The sequence below is a fragment of the Serratia sp. CY44782 genome (assembly GCF_052168715.1).
GTDB classification, from domain to species: domain Bacteria; phylum Pseudomonadota; class Gammaproteobacteria; order Enterobacterales; family Enterobacteriaceae; genus Serratia; species Serratia nevei.
Map to the genome: position 1 here is coordinate 396,312 of NZ_JBJNME010000001.1, position 17,403 is coordinate 413,714.

Below are 17,403 nucleotides of genomic sequence, written 5' to 3' on the forward strand. Positions count from 1 at the left end.
GATGGCCGCCGTCGATCCCCAACTGGCTGCTGAACGCGCGGTCAGCCTGCCGGAGCTGCTCACCAGCCGCGAATGCCGTCAGGCGCGCCAGCAGGCGTGGCTGGCGCAGCACGAGTGCACGCTGCTGGTGTTGACGCTGGTGGTGCCCGGCCCGGTGAAGGACAGCGCGCTGACGCGCGGCATCTTCAACCTGGGGTGGGCGGCGCTGCTGCGGCTGTGCGCCGAACAGGGTTGGCCCAGCCCGCAGGCCGAGGCGCTGGCGCTCGCCACCGGTTGCGAAGGGTTTGTCGCGCTGCGCGCCGATGCCCAGCGGGTGAAGGACTGCGCCATGCAGCTGGAGGTGAGTCGCCCGATCGGCCGGCTGTGGGATATCGACGTGCTGGATACGCAGGGGCGCATTTTGTCGCGCCGCGACATCGGCCTGCCGGAACGGCGCTGCCTGCTGTGCGGCCAACCGGCCAAGATCTGCGCCCGCCAGCGGCGGCACAGCAGCGAGCAGCTGCTGCATGAAATGGAAAGGATGTTCAACGATGCGATCTCTGCCGATTAACCTGCCCGCCCACCGTGCCGAACCGGCCTGCGACTTCGCCCGCGCCGCTTTCCGCGCGCTGCTGGTAGAAGTCAACCTCACGCCCAAGCCGGGGCTGGTGGATCGCCATAACACCGGCGCCCACCGCGACATGGATCTCGGGCACTTCTATCGCAGCGCCCGCGCCATCGGCGTGTGGCTGCCGCGCTTTATCCAACGCGGGCGCGAGGACGTCGCTTTGCCGGCAGAGCAGCAGCTGGCGCGGCTGCGGCCGCTCGGCCTGGCCTGCGAAAACCAGATGTTTCGCGCCACCGGCGGCATTAACACTCACAAGGGCAGCGTGTTCTCGCTCGGATTGCTGTGCACCGCCTTCGGCCGCCTGCAGCAGCAGGGCAGCGCCATCGGCGCCGAAGCGCTGTGCGCCGAGGTGGCGGCGATGTGCCGGGGGCTGGTGGATCGCGAGCTGCGGCGCAACAACGCAGGGCAGACCGCCGGCCAGCGGCTGTTCGCCGCGCACGGGTTGAGCGGCGCACGCGGCGAGGCGGAGGCCGGTTTCCGGCTGGTCATTGACGGCGCGCTGCCGCTGTATCGGCAACGGCTGGCCGCCGATGGCGACGAACAGCGGGCGCTGCTGGACAGCCTGCTGTGGCTGATGGCCCACAACGACGACACCAACGTCGCCTCGCGCGGCGGCCTGCACGGGCTGCGCTGGCTGCGGCGCCGGGCGGCATTGCTGTTGGCGCAGGGCGGCTCGGCGGGGGAGGCGGGCCTGGCGCGCCTGCGGCGCTTCGATGCCGACTGCATCGCCCGCAACCTCAGCCCCGGCGGCAGCGCCGACCTGTTGATAGTGACCTGGCTGCTGGCGCAGCTGGGTGCTCAAGAATAATAACCAAGCCTTCAGGAGAGTCCCTATGTCCCAAACCCAGGAAAAGATCTGGAAAGCGATAGCGCCGCTGGCGGTGCTCGCGATCCTGTTATTGATACCGGTGCCCGACGGCATGCCGCCGCAGGCCTGGCACTACTTCGCCATCTTCGTGGCGATGATCGTCGGCATGATTCTGGAGCCGATCCCGGCCACCGCCATCAGCTTTATCGCGGTGACCGTCAGCGTGCTGAGCGCCAACTGGGTGCTGTTCGGCGCGCAGGAACTGGCGGAGCCGGGCTTCAAGGCCGGTAAAGAGGCGCTGAAATGGGGGCTGGCGGGCTTCTCCAGCACCACCGTCTGGCTGGTGTTCGGCGCCTTTATCTTCGCGCTGGGCTACGAGGCCACCGGGCTGGGGCGGCGCATCGCGCTGTTCCTGGTGAAGTTCATGGGCAAGCGCACGCTGACGCTGGGCTATGCGGTGGTGATCATCGATATCCTGCTGGCGCCGTTCACACCGTCCAACACCGCGCGCACCGGCGGCACGGTATTCCCGGTGGTGAAAAACCTGCCGCCGCTGTTCGACTCCTTCCCCAACGATCCCTCTTCACGCCGTATCGGCGGTTACCTGATGTGGATGATGGTGGTCGGCACCAGCATCAGCTCCTCGATGTTCGTCACCGGCGCCGCGCCGAATGTGCTGGGCATCGAGTTCGTCGGCAAGATCGCCGGGGTGCACATCAGCTGGATGCAGTGGTTCCTGGCGTTCCTGCCGGTCGGCCTGCTGCTGCTGATCATCGCGCCGCTGATCTCCTACTACCTGTACAAACCGGGCGTGACCCACAGCAGCGAAGTGGCCGCCTGGGCGGATACCGCGCTGGGGGAAATGGGCAAGCTGACGCGCAAGGAATACACCCTGATCGGCCTGGTGCTGCTCAGCCTGTGCCTGTGGGTGTTCGGCGGCAAAATGCTGGATGCCACCGCGGTGTGCCTGCTGGCGGTGTCGCTGATGCTGGCGCTGCACGTGGTGTCGTGGAAAGAGATCACCAAATATTCCAGCGCCTGGAACACGCTGGTTAACCTGGCGACGCTGGTGGTGATGGCCAACGGCCTGACGCGTTCCGGCTTTATCGACTGGTTCGCCCAGACCATGAGCACCCACCTGGACGGCTTCTCGCCGAACATGACGGTGGTGGCGCTGGTGCTGGTGTTCTACTTCGCTCACTACCTGTTCGCCAGTCTGTCGGCGCACACCGCCACCATGCTGCCGGTGATCCTGGCGGTCGGCAAAGGGTTGCCGGGCGTGCCGATGGAGCAGCTGTCGATGCTGCTGGTGCTGTCGATCGGTATCATGGGCGTGCTGACGCCGTACGCCACCGGGCCGGGGGTGATCATCTATGGCTGTGGCTACGTGAAGTCGAAAGACTACTGGCGCCTGGGCGGTATTCTCGGCGTGGTGTACATCGCCGCGCTGCTGCTGATCGGCTGGCCGATCATGAGCCTGTGGTACTGAGTTGAAGCCACGCGGCCACCGCCCGGTGGCCGCGGTTACGATCCTTTCCCGTGAACCCTGTCACACACTTGTCACACTAACCCCGCCATCATACTCGGGCAAACGCTAACACCTTAAAAATAAGCATTTTCCGGGAGCCTCTGCGGATGAGAAAAAAAACCTTATTGCTGTGCCTGCCTTTGTTATTCACCGGGAACGCGCTGGCGGACGCCGGCGGTTATCAGCTGGAACAGGTGCTGGTCATGAGCCGCCATAACCTTCGCGCGCCGCTAGCCAACAACGGCAGCGTGCTGGCGCAGTCTACGCCGAAGGCCTGGCCGGCCTGGGAAACGCCGGGCGGCCAGCTGACCACCAAGGGCGGGGTGCTGGAAGTGTATATGGGGCACTACTTCAACGCCTGGCTGAAGCAGACCGGCCTGTTGCCGCAAGAGGGCTGCCCGACCGCCGGCAGCGTGTACGTCTACGCCAACAGCCTGCAGCGTACGGTCGCCACCGCGCAGTTCTTCAGCAACGGCGCGTTCCCCGGCTGCGACGTCAGCGTGCACCATCAGGACAAGATGGGTGAGATGGATCCGACCTTCAACCCGATCATTACCGACACCAGCGAAGCCTTCAACCAGCAGGCGCTGGCGGCGATGAACGCTGCGCTGGGCTCGCTGAAGCTAGACGCCTCTTACCAACAGCTGGCGAAGATCATCGACTACAAGGATTCCGCCGCCTGCAAGACCGACAAACACTGTGACCTGACCAAAGAAGCCAGCGTGATGAGCGCAGTGCCGGGTAAAGAGCCGGGCGTCTCCGGCCCGCTGCGGGTGGGCAACTCGCTGGTAGATGCCTTTATGCTGCAGTATTACGAAGGTTTCCCGATGAAAGAGGTGGCCTGGGGCAAAATCGCCACCCCGCACCAGTGGCAGCAGCTGGCGCAGCTGAAAGACGGCTATCAGGACTCGCTGTTCACCTCGCCGGTGGTGGCGCAGAACGTTGCCAAGCCGCTGCTGACTTACATCAACAACGCGCTGCTGGGCGAGCGCAAATCGGACGCGCCGAAGCTGACGGTGCTGGTCGGCCACGATTCCAATATTGCCTCGCTGCTGTCGGCCATGCAGTTCCAGCCGTATCAGCTGCCGCAGCAATACGAGAAAACGCCGATCGGCGGCAAACTGGTGTTCCAGCGCTGGCGCGACGCGCAGAACGACCGTGAATTGCTGAAGATCGAGTACGTCTATCAGTCCACCGAACAGCTGCGCAAGGCGACGCCGCTGACGCTGCAAACCCCGCCGCAGCGGGTAACGCTGGCGCTGAAAGGCTGCCCGATCGACAAAGACGGCTTCTGCGCCTGGAGCGATTTCGAAAAGACCATGAAAGGCATCTTGTAATGCCCAGCCTCTCTCCCGATCGCGGGGGAGAGGCCTCTCCCCATCCCGGCTAACGCGCCGCCACGCAGGCCTTAACGCCATTTATTTTGCCCAGGGTCATTGTTGCAGGCCGTTTCGGGGGCTAACATCATCAGCCTGCCTGTTTATCATGGATACCGCCGTTGCCCACTTTTATCCACAATGTCGAATTTTTCACGCCGGACGGCTATCCGGGCCAGGTGGCGCGCTGCCATTTTGCGCTGGCGGAGTATCGCGACGAGAGTTTTCCCGAGGCGGGCTTTGCGCTGCCGGATCATCTGGCGCGCGCGGTGCCGAAGCGTCGCGCGGAGTATCTGGCCGGGCGTGTTCTGGCGCGGCAACTGTTGGCGCCGCTCGGTTTTGCAGACTTCACCCTGGCGCGCGGTGAAGATCGCGCGCCGCAGTGGCCGCCGGGCATCGCCGGGGCGCTGAGCCATAATTCGGATACCGCGCTGTGCGCTGTGCACCGCGAGAGCGGGCTGGGCGGCGTGGGGCTGGATGTGGAGACGCTGCTCTCCGACGTGCGGGCGGAGGAGCTGTGGGGGGCGATCGTTTCCCCGGCGGAGCGTGAGGCGTTGCTGCGCGAGGCGCTGCCGTTCAATGAACTGCTGACGCTGACCTTTTCCGCCAAAGAGAGCCTGTTCAAGGCGCTTTATCCGCAGGTGCGTTGTTACTTCGATTTTCTCGATGCGCGCATGGTCGCCGTGGATACGCAGCGGCAGACGTTTGTATTAGCGCTGCTTAAGACGCTGACGCCAAATTGCCCCGCCGGCCGCCGGTTTAACGGGCGTTTTTGGCGTAAAGGTGACGGCGTCACGACTTTTATTTTCTGCTAAAACACAATAATAACAGTGTGTTATTTCTTACTTTGCCGTAACGCGGATTTGCCGCAGCGGGCGGAAAGATTCATTCATCGGAGATTGACCCACGGTGGGGATCCGGTGTAATTTATCCTCCTTTTATGGCTAATGATAATTATTCGCATAAACATTATCATTGGTAGGGCGCAACAAAGGAGTGGTCTTGTGGCGACACTGACGACAGAAAACCAAACCTTCCCCGGGTTTGCGTACGCCGAACAATCGACCTTTTTGTACCGGTCCGAATTCCGTTCCCTCTCCGCCGACGGCGTGTTCGAGCGTATCGAGACGCCGGCGTTCGGCGGTGAGCAGGAAGGCAGCGCGCTGGCGCAACATATCCGCCAGGCGCTGGCGCGCGCCAAAGCCGCCGGCCAGGAGACGCCGGTGGTGGTGGGCGCCATTCCGTTCGATACGCGCCGGCCTTCCTGCCTGTATGTACCTGAAAACTGCCAGTTTATCGCCAACGACAGCTTTACCCGTGCCGCGCGCCCGATGCTGCAACAGCCGCATCGCCTGGCCACCTGCACCAGCATTCCGGACGAGCCGCGTTTCAAGCACGCGGTGGCGGAAGCGGTCACCCGCTTTAAACAAGGCGAGCTGGACAAAGCGGTGCTGTCGCGCATCCTCGACATCGAGCTGGAGCAGCCGGTGGCGGGCCACCAGATCCTCAATAACCTGATGGTGCAGAACCCGACCGGTTACCACTTTTCCCTGCCGCTGGCCGACGGCGGCGTGTTGATCGGCGCCAGCCCGGAGTTGCTGATCCGCAAACAGGGCGGCGAGATCCACACCAATCCGCTGGCGGGTTCGGCGCGTCGGCAGGACGATCCGCAGCAGGATCGCCTCGGCAGCGAGCGCCTGATGCGATCGACCAAGGACAAATACGAACACAAGCTGGTGATCGACGACATTCGTCGGCACCTGGCGCCGCTGTGCGCCAGCCTGAGCGTGCCCAGCGGCCCGTCGCTGCTCAGCACCGGCACCATGTGGCACCTCTCCACCCGCATTCGCGGCGAGCTGCTGAACCCGAATCTCAACGTGATGCAGCTGGCCTGCCTGCTGCATCCGACGCCGGCGCTGTGCGGCTTCCCGACCGAGAGCGCCCGCCAACTGATCGCCGATCTGGAACCGCACGATCGCGGCCTGTTCAGCGGCATTGTCGGCTGGTGCGACGCCAACGGCGACGGCGAGTGGGCGATCGTCATCCGCAGCGGCCTGCTGCGCGGCAACCGGGTGCGGCTGTTCGCCGGCGCAGGCATCGTCGCTGCCTCGACGCCGCAGTCCGAGTGGATGGAAACCGCTGCCAAACTGGGCACCATGCTCAACGCTTTCGGCCTGAACAGCGGCGCGCTGTAGGCCTCTTTGCGGCGCAGTGCGCGCCGCGTCATACGCTTTCGCAGGAGACAACGATGAACAACAACATGACCCGGCAGCGTGCCCGGATGGCGGTGTGCGCATGAGCATTCAGATGGATTTCACCGGCAAACGCGTGTGGGTGACCGGCGCGGCGCGCGGCATCGGCGAGCAGATCGCCCGGCATTTTTTGACGCAGGGCGCCGAGGTGGTGGGATTTGACCGCGAGTTCGCCAACCCGGATCTGCCTTACCCTTGCGTGACGCTGGACATCAGCCGGCCGGAACAGGTGGAGGCGGTGTGCCGCCAACAGCTGGCGGAGAACCCGCGACTGGACGTGTTGGTCAACGCCGCCGGCATTCTGCGCATGGGCAATACCGAAGATCTGAGCGTGGATGACTGGCATCAGTGCATCAACGTCAACGCTTCGGGGGCGTTTTACCTGTTCCGCGCCGTGCTGCCGCACTTCAAGGCGCAGCGCAGCGGGGCGATCGTCAGCATCGGCTCCAACGCCGCGCACGTACCGCGCGCGCAGATGGCGGCCTACTGCGCCTCCAAGGCGGCGCTGACCAGCCTGAACCACTGCGTGGGGCTGGAGATGGCGCCGTTCGGCGTGCGCTGCAATCTGGTGTCGCCGGGCTCGACCGACACGCCGATGCAGCGCGGCATGTGGCAGACCGACGACGCGCAGCAACGCACCATCGCCGGCTTCCCCGAGATGTTCAAGCTGGGGATCCCGCTGGGCAAAATCGCCCGCCCGGATGAGATCGCCAACGCGGTGTTGTTCCTGGCCTCCGATTTGGCCAGCCACATCACCATGCAGGACATCGTGATCGACGGCGGCGCCACGCTGGCCGCCTGAGTCAGACCCGCTGGCGGCGCAGCAGGTGCTGCGCGCCTTCCGCCGCCAGCAGCAGCACCGCCAGCCAGATCGCCAGATAGGTCGGCCATTCGCTTTGGCCGATGCTTTCGCCGAGCAGCAGCGCGACGATCACCAGCAGCACCGGTTCCACATAGCTCAGCAGGCCGAACAGGCTGAACGGCAGCAGGCGGCTGGCGAGGATGTAACACACCAGCGCCACGGCGCTGATGACGCCGAGCAGCGGAATGCGCCAATACAGCTCGGCATTGATCTGCAGCGCCGCTGCGCCGCCGTCGCCGAAGGCGAACCAGGCCGCCGCCGGCAGCATCAGCGCCAGCTCGCACCACAGCCCGCCGAGATTGTCGGTGCCGAAACGCCGCCGCAAAATAAAGTAGAGCGGATAGCCCAGCGCCACCACCAGCGTCGGCCACGAGACGCCGCCCGCCTGATACAGCTCATTGCCCACCCCCACCATGGCGCACGCCACCGCCAGCTTTTGCAGCAGCGACAGCCGATCGCGGTAGATCAAACGGCCCGCCAGCACCATGGTCAGCGGCAGCAAAAAATAGCCGAGCGACACGTCGAGCGCCTTGCCGTGCAGCGGCGCCCACAGGAACAGCCACAGCTGCACCCCCAGCAGCGCCGAGGTGAGCAGCAGGCCCAGCAGGCGCTGCGGCCGTTGGCCGATCCAGGCCAGCGTGTCGCCCACTTTGCGCCAATCGCCGGACAACGCCATAAACAGCGTCAGGAACGGCAGCGTCAGCAGCGTGCGCCAGCCGTAGACCTGCTCGCCGTTCAGCGGGGTGAGGGTAGAGGTGAAGTAATACATCGCGCCGAACAAGATGGAGGCGACGACCGAAAGAGTGATGCCCTTAATCACACGCATTCCTGGTGAGTGATTGATTTTATGGCGGCTACTGTAGAGAAATTTGCCGCCAACGACAATGGCATTGCCGGGCGCTGGACAATCGGCGGCGGCGGGTTACAATGATTACTGTGTATTCATACAGGTTTTGGCGATGACAATCGATCTTTTTGAAGACGTGCTGCCGCCGCCGTGGCGCGAAGAGATCGCCCCCGGCGCGGTGGTGATGCACGGCTTCGTACGCGATCACGGGCCGGAACTGCTGGCGGCGGTGCAGGGCGTCGTCGCCCAGGTGCCGTGGCGGCATTTGACCACCCCCGGCGGGCACGTGATGTCGGTGGCGATGAGCTGGTGCGGCAACGGTTGGACCAGCGACAGCCGTGGTTACCGTTATTCGGAACGCGACGCGCGCAGCGGCAAACGCTGGCCGGCCATTCCCCCCATCCTGATGGCGCTGGCGGACGAAGCCGCGCAGCAGGCGGGCTTCGGCCCCTTCGTGCCGGATTCTTGCCTGATGAACCGTTACGATCCGGGCAGTAAGCTGTCGCTGCATCAGGATAAAGACGAGCACGACTTCGGTGCGCCGATCGTCTCGGTGTCGCTCGGGCTGCCGGCGGTGTTTCAGTTCGGCGGGCTGCAACGCAGCGACCGGGCGCGGCGCATCCCCTTGGCGCACGGCGACGTGGTGGTATGGGGCGGCCCGGCGCGGCTCTGTTTTCACGGCATCCTGCCGGTCAAGGAAGGCTACCACTCGCTGGTGGGGCCGCACCGCATCAACATCACGCTACGCAAGGCGCTTTAGCTGCGGCTCCTGCGCCAGGCAGGCGACGAGATAGTCGATAAACACCCGCAGTTTGGGCGGCAGATACTGGTTAGGCGCGTAAAGCAACCACAGGCCGCCGTGATAGCTGCTGAGGAAATCCCACTCCGGCAATACCTGCACGATCTCGCCGTCGTCGAGCGCCTGGCGGGCGGTAAAATACGGCAGGCTGCCGATGCCGATATGCTGTTTCACCGCGTCCAGCCGCACGCCGGTGTGGTTGGCGGCGTAGCGGCCGCGCACGTTGACCGTCACCGTTTTGCCGCCGCGGCGGAATTTCCATTGCGCGTCGCTCGGCGTTTCGCCCAGATAGATGCAGCTATGCGTCGCCAGATCGTGCGGGTGCTGCGGCGTGCCGTGCTGCGTCAGGTAGTGCGGCGTGGCGCACAGCAGATGGTCTATTCTCATCAACTGGCGGCCGATCAACCCGGGCGACGGGCGATCGGTGATACGCAGCGCCAGATCGACCCGATCGTCGATCAAATCCATGTAGCGATCTTCCAGCCGCAGCCTCACGTCCACCTTCGGATAGCGGCGCAGGAACTCCGGCATGTGCGGATGCAACACGAAGCGGCCCACCGCTTTGGGCACGCTGACGCTGACCAGCCCTTCGGGCTCCGCGGCGCCGCGCCCGCCGATCGCCATGACCGCGTCGGCCGCCGCCAGCAGGGTGCGGCAGTGCGCAAACGCCTCTTCGCCGCTTTCGCTCAGCCGCAGTTTGCGGGTGGTGCGGTGCAGCAGCTGCAGCGCCAGCGCCTGCTCGAGCTTCGCCACGCTGCGGCTGACGGCGGAAGGCGAAGTGCCCAGTTTACGGGCGGCGGCGGAAAAGCTGCCGCGGAAAAGCTGCCGCTCTCTACCACCTGAACGAAAACGGCCATTTCGGGCAACAGGGCGTAAGAAAGATTTGTGCTCATGGCGCAAAAGTCCATTGTGGTAGTGGCGGATTATCCTCCGATTATGACATGAATATAATGGCTCTTCGAACCGAGGAGAAAAATGATGACCGAACGACGTTATTACTACAGCGACGATGTACAGGGCCAGGCGCAGGTGTTGAGCTGCGCACCGGCCGAGGCGGGCGCTTACGCCGTGGCGCTCGACGCCACGCTGTTCCACCCGCAGGGCGGCGGCCAGCCGTCCGACGTGGGGACGTTAGGCGGCGTCGCCGTGCTGCGGGTGCAGCAGCAAGGGGATACCGTGGTGCACTTTACCGCCGCGCCGCTGCCGATCGGGCCGGTTACGATGCAAATTGATGAAGTGCAGCGCCGCCTGCATGCCCGCTGGCACTCCGGTGGGCATCTGATCGGCTGGCTGGGGGAAACCCGCGGTTGGCGGCCGGTGAAAGCGCATCATTGGCCGGGGGAAGGGCGCATCACGTTTACGCCAGGGCCGGATGCGCAGACGATAGAAGCGGACTTTTTGCAGGCGGAGCTGGCGCGCCTGATCGCCGCCGATTTACCGCGCCGCCAACAGGAGGTGGACGGGATGCGCCAGATCGGTTTCGGCGATCTGCCCGCCTACGGCTGCGGCGGCACCCATGTCGCCACGCTGGCGGAGGTGGGGGCAATTGCGATCACCGGCGTAAAGATGAAGAAAGGGCAGCTGATTGTGCAGTATGAGCTGGGGTGAACACCCTTGATTATCGTACCCTGTACGAGTGGGCTGGAGGGGACGATCGCAGGAGGCGATGATAATGGACTATCTGGAGTTTATCGAAACGACCGTTTTCAGCCGAAAGCGGGCTGAATTGATGAAGGATGATGACTTTCAGGCTTTCCAAAGCTATTTGCTGTTGAACCATCATGAAGGGGATACGATCAGCCACACGGGCGGATGCAAAAAGATACGCTGGGGGCTGGACGGAAAGGGAAAACGCGCGGCGTACGAGTGATTTACTATCTGACGGCGCCCAGCGGCCGAGTCTATTTATTGTTGATATACAGTAAAAATGAAAAGGATGATTTATCCGGACAGGAAAAGGCGATATTGAGATCCATCGTTCAACAACTTGATTAACGATGGCGAAATTGCGTGATGAAGGAATTAAAGCATTATGAAAAAAGAACTTTTCGACGATTTGGTCAGCAGTATGAACGAAATGGTGGCGATCGAAAAGGGTAAGATGACGCCAAAATCCGAGCATGCTCACCGTCATGCTATTCCAGACGTCAAGTTGCTGCGCAAATCCCGTGGGATGAAGCAGGCGGAGTTTGCCAAGGCTGTGGGGGCCAGCGTGGGACTGGTGCAAAGCTGGGAGCAGGAACGCCGCATACCCTCGGGGTCGGCACTGAAACTTCTGCTGCTGATTGAGCGTAACCCGGCGTTGCTCGATGAGTTGCTGCTGATTTAAATCATACTCAGCGCCCGGCCTGCCGCAGTTGGGTGCAGAACGCGCATTGGCATCCCGCTACCGGCACCGCCGCGCAGCTGCCGATGTTCACCGGCTGGGCGTCCATGGCGTGAAAGCCGTAAAACAGATTTTCGAGGTTTTGTTCCGCCGCGCGCACCTGCTCCGGGCGCGGTTCGGGCACTTTCGACTGAAACGCCGCGGCCTTGCCGGCCAACAGACTGAGAAACAACAGCGACAGCTGAATTTTCATCGTCGTCTTCCTTTGGCTGAGTTTGTGATACGTTATAACAAAACCCCATTAATGCCAAGCGGCGGCGCCACTCACGTTATTTTTACGAGCTGCAACAATTTCTCATTCGATTAACACTTAGACATATCTCTTGTCGATACGCTAACTAATAATTCAAATTAGATAAATTGCCTCATTAAACGAATATTTAGATACTCGCTACACGGCCTGGCCAGTGCTGACACGTTTTTAAATTCTGAGCATACAGAAAGATGCCTCTGTAGGCATTGTCATGCACTCTGGACAGGATATCGCCACCATGGGGTCTTTTTTTAAGCAGGTCTATCGCTATTCCCATCCGCGCCCTTATCGGCATAACGAAAACCTCTGGCCTTACGTGAAGATCGCACGCGGCGAAGGCGGTGAAATCGCCGCCTTATGGTACAAGCACCGGCCGGTGCCGATTGTTCCGTTGAGTGAACTGCGCAACAGCTGCCGGGGTGAGGTGCTGCTGACGGCCACCGGCCCATCGGTGAAGACGCTGCGCTTCGAAAATATTCCCGCCATGCCCGCTATCGGGGTCAACGGCGCCTATTTTCTGCATCGGCAGGTGGATTTTCGCTTCTACGTCATTGTGGACATGGGCTTTATCGACAGCCGCCCGGAGATCGTGCGCGACGTCATTCAACAGCCTGGGCTGACGCTGTTCACCACCGTGCACGGCGTGGCGCGCATTCTCGATCGCTTTGGTCAGGCGGCGATCGGCTGCCGATTGGCGATAGTCGAAGACGCGGCCTGTAAGATTTATCACCCCCGGATTGACAGCAGCGCGCTGTGGGATCACTACTGCCGGGAAAACGGCGTGGTCTTCGCCGCCGCGAGCCGCACGCTCGGTTTCAGCCAGGATATCCGCTGCGGTATTTTTGACGCCGGCACCGTGGCCTACTGGGCGCTGCAAATCATCGCCTATCTCGGCTTTGGGCAGCTGTTTATCGCCGGGCTGGACATGAACAACTTCCACCAGCCGCGTTTTTACGAAACGGAGCAGGACCGGTTGCCGACGTTCCTGGCGGACAAGGTAGAGTCGCTGGTGATCCCCGCTTTCCGGCATGCCGGCGCGATCATGAGAAAGCAGCAGATCGCGATAAAAAACCTTTCTCTGCACAGCGCTATCGACAGCGACATCTTCGAGAAGGTGGATGGCAATGTTTACTTTCAGCAAGCCTGAGCGGTGTTATCGCTTCGGTAGCGCGCTGTTCTTAGCCTTCGCGTTTTTCAGCGCGATATTTTGCGGACAAACCCGCGTTAACAACCTGTTTCATCTGGCAGCACTGCTGTGGCTGGCCGCCGTGTTCACCTGGCCGCCGCTGCGGCGGCAGCTGTTGGCCAATCGCCAGGCGATGTGGGGCGGCGGGCTGGCGCTGATGTTTCTGCTTTATTACTCCCTCAGTGCGCTGTGGGGCGAGACGCCGGGCGACATGCCGTCGGCCTTGACCCACAGCGCCTATATTCTGCTGTATCTCGTCTGGCTGGTGACGTTGCTCGACGGGGAACGGCGTCATCACCTGCAGTGGGCGATGCTGGCCGGCATTACGACGCTGTGTCTGTATCTGACGCTGGTTGACGCCCCGTCGATTTATCACCTGCGCGAAACCACCGCCCGCAATCCGGGGCCAAGCAACGTGATCGATCTGGCCGGCTACGCCGCCCTCGCCATTTTATTGAGCCTGATGATTTTCCGCGATACCCGGCAGAAGGCGGCGCTGTGTTTTATCCCGCCGCTGCTGGCATTCATGGTGCTGACGCAAAGCCGTGGTCCGCTGATCGCACTGGCGCTTGCGGTGGCGGTGGCGATACCTTATCGACAGCGGCCGGGGAGATGGCTGTGGATCCTGCTGCCTGTCGCGCTGGCCGCGGGAGTGGTCATCGTATACAGCGCGATCGGCGAGATGCTGCTTACCCGCTTTGGTGAACTGTATCAACAAAGCTTTGTCCGTATCAGCATCTGGCGCCACAGCATGACGCTGATCGAACAGGCACCGTTCTTCGGCTATGGCTTTGATAAGCGGCTTAACTTTCTCAATTATACCGGAGAGCTGAACCATACCACGCACAGCCTGTACCTTGGTGCGTTGCTGAAGGGGGGTTGTGTGGGTTTCCTGCTGTTGCTCGCGCTGTTGGGATACGGCGCGCGGCTTGCCATCGCGCACTGGCGCGCAGGGCGGCGTTGGGAAGCCGCCCTGTTTCTGTTCATGCTGGTGTTCTACAGTTCGCAGGGCATGTTTGTGATCGCCAATCCGGCGGAATTTTGGTACCTGTTCTGGCTGCCGCTGGCGCTGCTGTTGTCGCAGCCCAAACGGCGGGCCAATGGCCCGCAACAGATTGCGACAGAGGCTAACGTTATGTTTGCAATTGCCGCCGAGCGCCGCACTTACCCCTCCCAGACCTGCGTGCTGCGCGGGCTGTCCATCTGATAATCCGAGTAGGGGCGAGTGAAGAACTCGCGCCCCAGTTCGCGGGCGGCCTGCAGCGGATTGCGCGGATCGCGGGCGATCTCGCCGCGCTGGTTGCCAGCGCCGTGCACCACGCCGACGAATGCGGAATGGGTGTAGCGGCTGAACTCCTGGATCTGATGTACGATGCCCAACGCCGCGCCGGGGTAGGTTTCTTCCGACGCTACCGCCAGCCCGATGCGTTTGCCGCTCATGCGCTGGTGCACCTGTTCCGCCTGAGGGTAGGCGTTGGAATAGAAGCTGAACGAGCGATCGAAAAAGGCTTTGGTTTGCGCCGACATGCCGTACCAGTAAATCGGCGTGCAAAATACCGCGCCGTCGGCCGGCAGGAAGTGCTCCAGAAACAGCTCGGCATAGCGATCGGCCGGCGGCGGCGTGTGGCGTTCATCGCTCAGAAAACCGCTCAGGTAATCATCGAGAAAATGCAGGCTGGCGGAAGTACCGGCTTCGGCGGCGCCCGCCAGGATCGCCTGCGCCAGCGTGGCGCTGTTGCCGTCGCGGCGCGGGCTGCCGACCAGCACCACCAGGCGTTTGGACTGATGAGTTGTATTCATGTCATTTTCCTCGGTATGAAATAGATTCAGCCCTACTCTAGAAACAAGTGCCGGCAGGCGACAAATGACGGCTTTTCTGCCAGGATGATTTCAACTCATCTCAAGAGGTTTCGCCATGTTCGCCACGCTGCCCGTCAACGCATTACGCACCTTTGAATCCGCCGCTCGCCTGCGCAGCTTCAAGCTGGCGGCGGCCGAGCTGGCGGTGACGCCGACGGCGATTTCGCACCAGATCAAAGCGTTGGAGCAACAGTTAGGGTTTGCGCTGTTCGAGCGGGTACCGCGCGGCGTGCGGCTGACGCCGAAGGGAGAAACGCTGTTTGCCGGGGTGCACGGCGCGCTGCTGGACGTCGCCGCCACGCTCGAGGGCCTGCGGCCGCAGCCCAGCACCGGATCGTTGTGCGTCTCGGTCACGCACTCTTTCGCGGCGCTGTGGCTGGTGCCGCGCCTGGGGCGTTTCTACCAGGCGTACCCGCACTATCTGGTGCGCCTGGAGGCCTGCGCCGAGGTGATCGATCTGCAGCAGGACGCCAGCGTGGACGTGGCGGTGCGTTACAGCCGCGCGCACTATCCCGCGCTGCATCAGACGGCGCGGCTGGAGGAAAGCTTTGGCGTTTATGCCGCGCCGGGGCTGGCCGCCGCCGAGCCGGAAAATCCGGTGTTGATCACCGTCAAGTGGGGGGATTCGGCGCTGTACGACAGCGGCTGGCGCGACTGGTGCCGGGCCGCCGGCGTAGACTGGTGGCAGCGCCATGCGGCGATGCGCAGCTACCATGAGGAGCATTACGCCCTGCAGGCGGCGGTGGCTGGGCAGGGGCTGGTACTCGCCAGTTCGGTGATGGTGTCCGATATGGTGGACAACGGCCTGCTGGTGGCGTACCGGCCGGAGGTGCGCGTACCGGGCGCCGCGTACAGCGTACTGTGCGCGCCGGGGCGCGAGCGGCATCCGCCGGTCAAGGCGTTTCTCGCCTGGCTGCAGCAGGAGCTGCCGCAGGGCAATGGCACGAAATAAAAGTTTTATCGTCCTAAGCTGTGGGAAGATCAGCGAACTTTTGTTTTTACTTCACTGCGAGAACCTATCATGAGCCAGCCAAGAACCTCCGATTACCCGATTGATGCGCAATTTATCGAGCGCTGGTCACCGCGCGCGATGGCCAACGACGCCATCGACGATCAAACGTTGCTGAGTTTTTTTGAAGCGGCGCGCTGGTCGCCATCGGCCTACAACATTCAGCCGTGGCGCTTTGCCTACAGCAAGCACGGTTCCGACAGCTGGGAGAACTACCTGGAATTCCTGATCGACTTCAACCGCGGCTGGGCGCAGCACGCTTCGGCGCTGGTGGTGATCGTCTCCAAAACCACCAGCCTGAACGGCGAACGGCTGGTGGACAACCCGACCCACGCGTTCGATACCGGCGCCGCCTGGGCCAGCCTGGCGCATCAGGCGCACCTGAAAGGCTGGTTGACCCACTGCATGAGCGGCATTCACCACGACAAGATTAAGGCGGCGCTGCAGCTGCCGGACGACTATGCGGTGCACGCCATGGTGGCGATCGGTAAACCGGGCGACAAGGCCCGCCTGCCGGATTTCCTGCAGGAAAAAGAGGCGCCGTCGGGCCGCCTGCCGCTGGGCAAGACCGTCAGCGAAGGGCTGAATTTCACGCTGTGATTGCCCGCTTTCCCTCAGGCCCGCTTGGCGGGCCTTTTTTAAGCGGCGAGTAAAACTTAGGGAGTATGTTCTCGTTCGCTTATTCGCTGTATATTTTGTTATATAGCGATGGCGTAATGAGGAGGAAACCGTGGGTGACCATTTTGGCAAAGGGCTGTTGGCGGGGCTAAAGGCGGAGAACCTGAAGCCGGAGACGGAGCTGTCGCGCTTTTGCTCCGACTACAAGCGCGGCTTTGTGCTCGGCTATGCGCATCATTTGGCGCAGCGCTGCGGCGACGAAAACCGGGCGGCGTTCGAAGCCGGACAGCTGAGCCGCGCCTATGGCCTCGGCAGTGAGCCGATGAGCGAGTTCTTCTCCGGCGGCGACAGCCGGCTGGCGGAGAAGTTTTTCCGCGCCGGCTATAACCGGCCGACGCAGGGCTAGCGCGGGCGGGGCGTCAGGCGGCGCTCAGCACTGCCACCATATACACGCACGGTTGGTCGCTCTGGTTTTCAAAGCGGCAGTCCGCCGGCGGGCCGAGCTCCAGGCAGTCTCCCTCGGCCATGTCATGGCGCGCATCACCTTCCACAAAGACCAACTCACCGGATAAGACCCAGATCAGCTGGCGCTTGAAGGCATACACCGAAGCCGGCATCGGGATCGTCGCGCCGGCCGGCAGTTCGATACGCACCAGATCGAGCGGCAGATCGGTGCGCGGCGAAACGTGGCGCCGCACGTAGCCACTCTCCGGATCGACCCAGACCGGCTGATCTTCCCGGCGCAGCAGCCGGCCTTCCTGCGTTTCCGCCCGGGCGATGAGCTTGGACATGCTGAGGCCGAACGCCCCCGCCAGCCTGCCCAGCAGCATCGCCGTCGGGCTGCTCTCGCCGCGCTCGATTTTGTGCACCATCGCCCGTGAGACGCCCGCCTGCTCGGCCAGATCGGACAGCGACCAGTGGCGCGCCTCGCGTTCAATGCGAATGCGTGCGCCGATCAGCTGATTTAGATTGTCTAATTTAATATTCATATCGTAGTATTATAGTGGACAAT

The 17,403-nt window shown here is 62.7% G+C and carries 20 protein-coding genes and 1 pseudogene; 16 read left to right on the forward strand and 5 right to left on the reverse strand.

What is annotated here, in order from left to right:
- Nucleotide 1 precedes the first annotated feature (1 nt).
- The 7 genes from citX to dhbA all read left to right on the forward strand — a co-directional run bounded on the left by citX (nt 2) and on the right by dhbA (nt 7,373).
- A complete protein-coding gene (gene citX, locus ACJ8HT_RS01890; protein WP_033635185.1) occupies nt 2–550 on the forward strand; it encodes a citrate lyase holo-[acyl-carrier protein] synthase in 549 nt (182 codons plus the stop codon).
- Nucleotides 531–1,415: a triphosphoribosyl-dephospho-CoA synthase CitG gene (gene citG, locus ACJ8HT_RS01895; RefSeq protein ID WP_197652489.1), complete on the forward strand. Its 885-nt coding sequence runs from the start codon at nt 531–533 to the stop codon at nt 1,413–1,415. Before citX ends, citG begins: the two co-directional genes overlap by 20 nt.
- 25 nt (nt 1,416–1,440) lie before the next feature.
- On the forward strand, nt 1,441–2,904 hold the full coding sequence (locus tag ACJ8HT_RS01900; protein WP_004940821.1) for an anion permease: 1,464 nt from the start codon (nt 1,441–1,443) through the stop codon (nt 2,902–2,904).
- Nucleotides 2,905–3,050: 146 nt separating this feature from the next.
- Nucleotides 3,051–4,280, forward strand: coding sequence for a bifunctional glucose-1-phosphatase/inositol phosphatase (gene agp / locus ACJ8HT_RS01905; RefSeq protein ID WP_197652491.1), 1,230 nt, complete (start codon nt 3,051–3,053; stop codon nt 4,278–4,280).
- Between the two features lie 161 nt (nt 4,281–4,441).
- Nucleotides 4,442–5,134, forward strand: coding sequence for a 4'-phosphopantetheinyl transferase family protein (locus ACJ8HT_RS01910; RefSeq protein WP_197652493.1), 693 nt, complete (start codon nt 4,442–4,444; stop codon nt 5,132–5,134).
- A 189-nt stretch (nt 5,135–5,323) separates the two neighbouring features.
- Entirely contained in the window at nt 5,324–6,514 is a 1,191-nt protein-coding gene (locus ACJ8HT_RS01915; protein WP_197652494.1) for an isochorismate synthase, read from the forward strand.
- A gap of 100 nt (nt 6,515–6,614) precedes the next feature.
- On the forward strand, nt 6,615–7,373 hold the full coding sequence (gene dhbA / locus ACJ8HT_RS01920; RefSeq protein ID WP_039565253.1) for a 2,3-dihydro-2,3-dihydroxybenzoate dehydrogenase: 759 nt from the start codon (nt 6,615–6,617) through the stop codon (nt 7,371–7,373).
- Between the two features lies 1 nt (nt 7,374).
- On the opposite strand, the gene rarD is transcribed toward dhbA, so the two are convergent.
- A complete protein-coding gene (gene rarD / locus ACJ8HT_RS01925) occupies nt 7,375–8,253 on the reverse strand; it encodes an EamA family transporter RarD (RefSeq protein WP_049273981.1) in 879 nt (292 codons plus the stop codon).
- Between the two features lie 139 nt (nt 8,254–8,392).
- Between rarD and alkB the strand changes: the two genes are divergently transcribed.
- On the forward strand, nt 8,393–9,040 hold the full coding sequence (gene alkB / locus ACJ8HT_RS01930; protein WP_047571414.1) for a DNA oxidative demethylase AlkB: 648 nt from the start codon (nt 8,393–8,395) through the stop codon (nt 9,038–9,040).
- Here alkB and ACJ8HT_RS01935 read toward each other — a convergent pair.
- A pseudogene (locus tag ACJ8HT_RS01935) lies at nt 9,023–9,972 on the reverse strand (substrate binding domain-containing protein). The gene alkB and the pseudogene ACJ8HT_RS01935 overlap by 18 nt on opposite strands.
- Nucleotides 9,973–10,057: 85 nt before the next feature.
- Here ACJ8HT_RS01935 and ACJ8HT_RS01940 point away from each other — a divergent pair.
- The 3 genes from ACJ8HT_RS01940 (at nt 10,058) to nadS (ending at nt 11,408) form a co-directional block, all read left to right on the forward strand.
- Complete coding sequence (locus ACJ8HT_RS01940; RefSeq protein WP_197652689.1) at nt 10,058–10,687, forward strand: alanyl-tRNA editing protein; 630 nt, start codon at nt 10,058–10,060, stop codon at nt 10,685–10,687.
- A gap of 64 nt (nt 10,688–10,751) precedes the next feature.
- On the forward strand, nt 10,752–10,949 hold the full coding sequence (locus ACJ8HT_RS01945) for a hypothetical protein (protein WP_319023217.1): 198 nt from the start codon (nt 10,752–10,754) through the stop codon (nt 10,947–10,949).
- A gap of 162 nt (nt 10,950–11,111) precedes the next feature.
- A complete protein-coding gene (gene nadS, locus ACJ8HT_RS01950) occupies nt 11,112–11,408 on the forward strand; it encodes a NadS family protein (RefSeq protein ID WP_194571871.1) in 297 nt (98 codons plus the stop codon).
- 7 nt (nt 11,409–11,415) lie between these two features.
- Here the strand turns inward: nadS and ACJ8HT_RS01955 are convergent, their stop codons facing one another.
- Nucleotides 11,416–11,658, reverse strand: coding sequence for a hypothetical protein (locus ACJ8HT_RS01955; RefSeq protein WP_164113470.1), 243 nt, complete (start codon nt 11,656–11,658; stop codon nt 11,416–11,418).
- Nucleotides 11,659–11,956: 298 nt separating this feature from the next.
- Between ACJ8HT_RS01955 and ACJ8HT_RS01960 the strand changes: the two genes are divergently transcribed.
- The gene (locus tag ACJ8HT_RS01960; protein WP_174135348.1) at nt 11,957–12,865 is read left to right on the forward strand and encodes a sugar glycosyltransferase; all 909 of its coding nucleotides are present in this window, start codon (nt 11,957–11,959) and stop codon (nt 12,863–12,865) included.
- The gene (locus ACJ8HT_RS01965; protein WP_197652495.1) at nt 12,843–14,111 is read left to right on the forward strand and encodes an O-antigen ligase family protein; all 1,269 of its coding nucleotides are present in this window, start codon (nt 12,843–12,845) and stop codon (nt 14,109–14,111) included. The genes ACJ8HT_RS01960 and ACJ8HT_RS01965 overlap by 23 nt, the downstream gene beginning before the upstream one ends.
- Here the strand turns inward: ACJ8HT_RS01965 and ACJ8HT_RS01970 are convergent.
- On the reverse strand, nt 14,069–14,704 hold the full coding sequence (locus ACJ8HT_RS01970) for a flavodoxin family protein (protein WP_197652496.1): 636 nt from the start codon (nt 14,702–14,704) through the stop codon (nt 14,069–14,071). The genes ACJ8HT_RS01965 and ACJ8HT_RS01970 overlap by 43 nt on opposite strands.
- Before the next feature lie 115 nt (nt 14,705–14,819).
- Here ACJ8HT_RS01970 and ACJ8HT_RS01975 point away from each other — a divergent pair, with 115 nt between their 5' ends.
- The 3 genes from ACJ8HT_RS01975 (at nt 14,820) to ACJ8HT_RS01985 (ending at nt 16,797) form a co-directional block, all read left to right on the forward strand.
- Nucleotides 14,820–15,716, forward strand: a complete 897-nt coding sequence (locus ACJ8HT_RS01975; protein ID WP_194571874.1) for a LysR substrate-binding domain-containing protein — start codon at nt 14,820–14,822, stop codon at nt 15,714–15,716.
- Between the two features lie 69 nt (nt 15,717–15,785).
- On the forward strand, nt 15,786–16,373 hold the full coding sequence (locus tag ACJ8HT_RS01980; protein ID WP_033635168.1) for a nitroreductase family protein: 588 nt from the start codon (nt 15,786–15,788) through the stop codon (nt 16,371–16,373).
- A 130-nt stretch (nt 16,374–16,503) separates the two neighbouring features.
- Nucleotides 16,504–16,797, forward strand: coding sequence for a DUF2623 family protein (locus ACJ8HT_RS01985; RefSeq protein ID WP_038878018.1), 294 nt, complete (start codon nt 16,504–16,506; stop codon nt 16,795–16,797).
- A gap of 13 nt (nt 16,798–16,810) precedes the next feature.
- Here ACJ8HT_RS01985 and ACJ8HT_RS01990 read toward each other — a convergent pair whose 3' ends face one another.
- Nucleotides 16,811–17,380: a helix-turn-helix domain-containing protein gene (locus tag ACJ8HT_RS01990; protein WP_038878021.1), complete on the reverse strand. Its 570-nt coding sequence runs from the start codon at nt 17,378–17,380 to the stop codon at nt 16,811–16,813.
- Between the last annotated feature and the right edge of the window lie 23 nt (nt 17,381–17,403).

Excerpts from the sequence above, each read along its gene's own strand:
- citX (WP_033635185.1), top strand. The coding sequence starts at position 2 with ATGGCCGCCGTCGATCCCCAACTGGCTGCTGAACGCGCGGTCAGCCTG.
- citG (WP_197652489.1), top strand. The coding sequence starts at position 531 with ATGCGATCTCTGCCGATTAACCTGCCCGCCCACCGTGCCGAACCGGCC.
- ACJ8HT_RS01900 (WP_004940821.1), top strand. The coding sequence starts at position 1,441 with ATGTCCCAAACCCAGGAAAAGATCTGGAAAGCGATAGCGCCGCTGGCG.
- agp (WP_197652491.1), top strand. The coding sequence starts at position 3,051 with ATGAGAAAAAAAACCTTATTGCTGTGCCTGCCTTTGTTATTCACCGGG.
- dhbA (WP_039565253.1), top strand. The coding sequence starts at position 6,615 with ATGAGCATTCAGATGGATTTCACCGGCAAACGCGTGTGGGTGACCGGC.
- alkB (WP_047571414.1), top strand. The coding sequence starts at position 8,393 with ATGACAATCGATCTTTTTGAAGACGTGCTGCCGCCGCCGTGGCGCGAA.
- ACJ8HT_RS01940 (WP_197652689.1), top strand. The coding sequence starts at position 10,058 with ATGACCGAACGACGTTATTACTACAGCGACGATGTACAGGGCCAGGCG.
- ACJ8HT_RS01945 (WP_319023217.1), top strand. The coding sequence starts at position 10,752 with ATGGACTATCTGGAGTTTATCGAAACGACCGTTTTCAGCCGAAAGCGG.
- nadS (WP_194571871.1), top strand. The coding sequence starts at position 11,112 with ATGAAAAAAGAACTTTTCGACGATTTGGTCAGCAGTATGAACGAAATG.
- ACJ8HT_RS01955 (WP_164113470.1), bottom strand. The coding sequence starts at position 11,658 with ATGAAAATTCAGCTGTCGCTGTTGTTTCTCAGTCTGTTGGCCGGCAAG.
- ACJ8HT_RS01960 (WP_174135348.1), top strand. The coding sequence starts at position 11,957 with ATGGGGTCTTTTTTTAAGCAGGTCTATCGCTATTCCCATCCGCGCCCT.
- ACJ8HT_RS01965 (WP_197652495.1), top strand. The coding sequence starts at position 12,843 with ATGTTTACTTTCAGCAAGCCTGAGCGGTGTTATCGCTTCGGTAGCGCG.
- ACJ8HT_RS01970 (WP_197652496.1), bottom strand. The coding sequence starts at position 14,704 with ATGAATACAACTCATCAGTCCAAACGCCTGGTGGTGCTGGTCGGCAGC.
- ACJ8HT_RS01975 (WP_194571874.1), top strand. The coding sequence starts at position 14,820 with ATGTTCGCCACGCTGCCCGTCAACGCATTACGCACCTTTGAATCCGCC.
- ACJ8HT_RS01980 (WP_033635168.1), top strand. The coding sequence starts at position 15,786 with ATGAGCCAGCCAAGAACCTCCGATTACCCGATTGATGCGCAATTTATC.
- ACJ8HT_RS01990 (WP_038878021.1), bottom strand. The coding sequence starts at position 17,380 with ATGAATATTAAATTAGACAATCTAAATCAGCTGATCGGCGCACGCATT.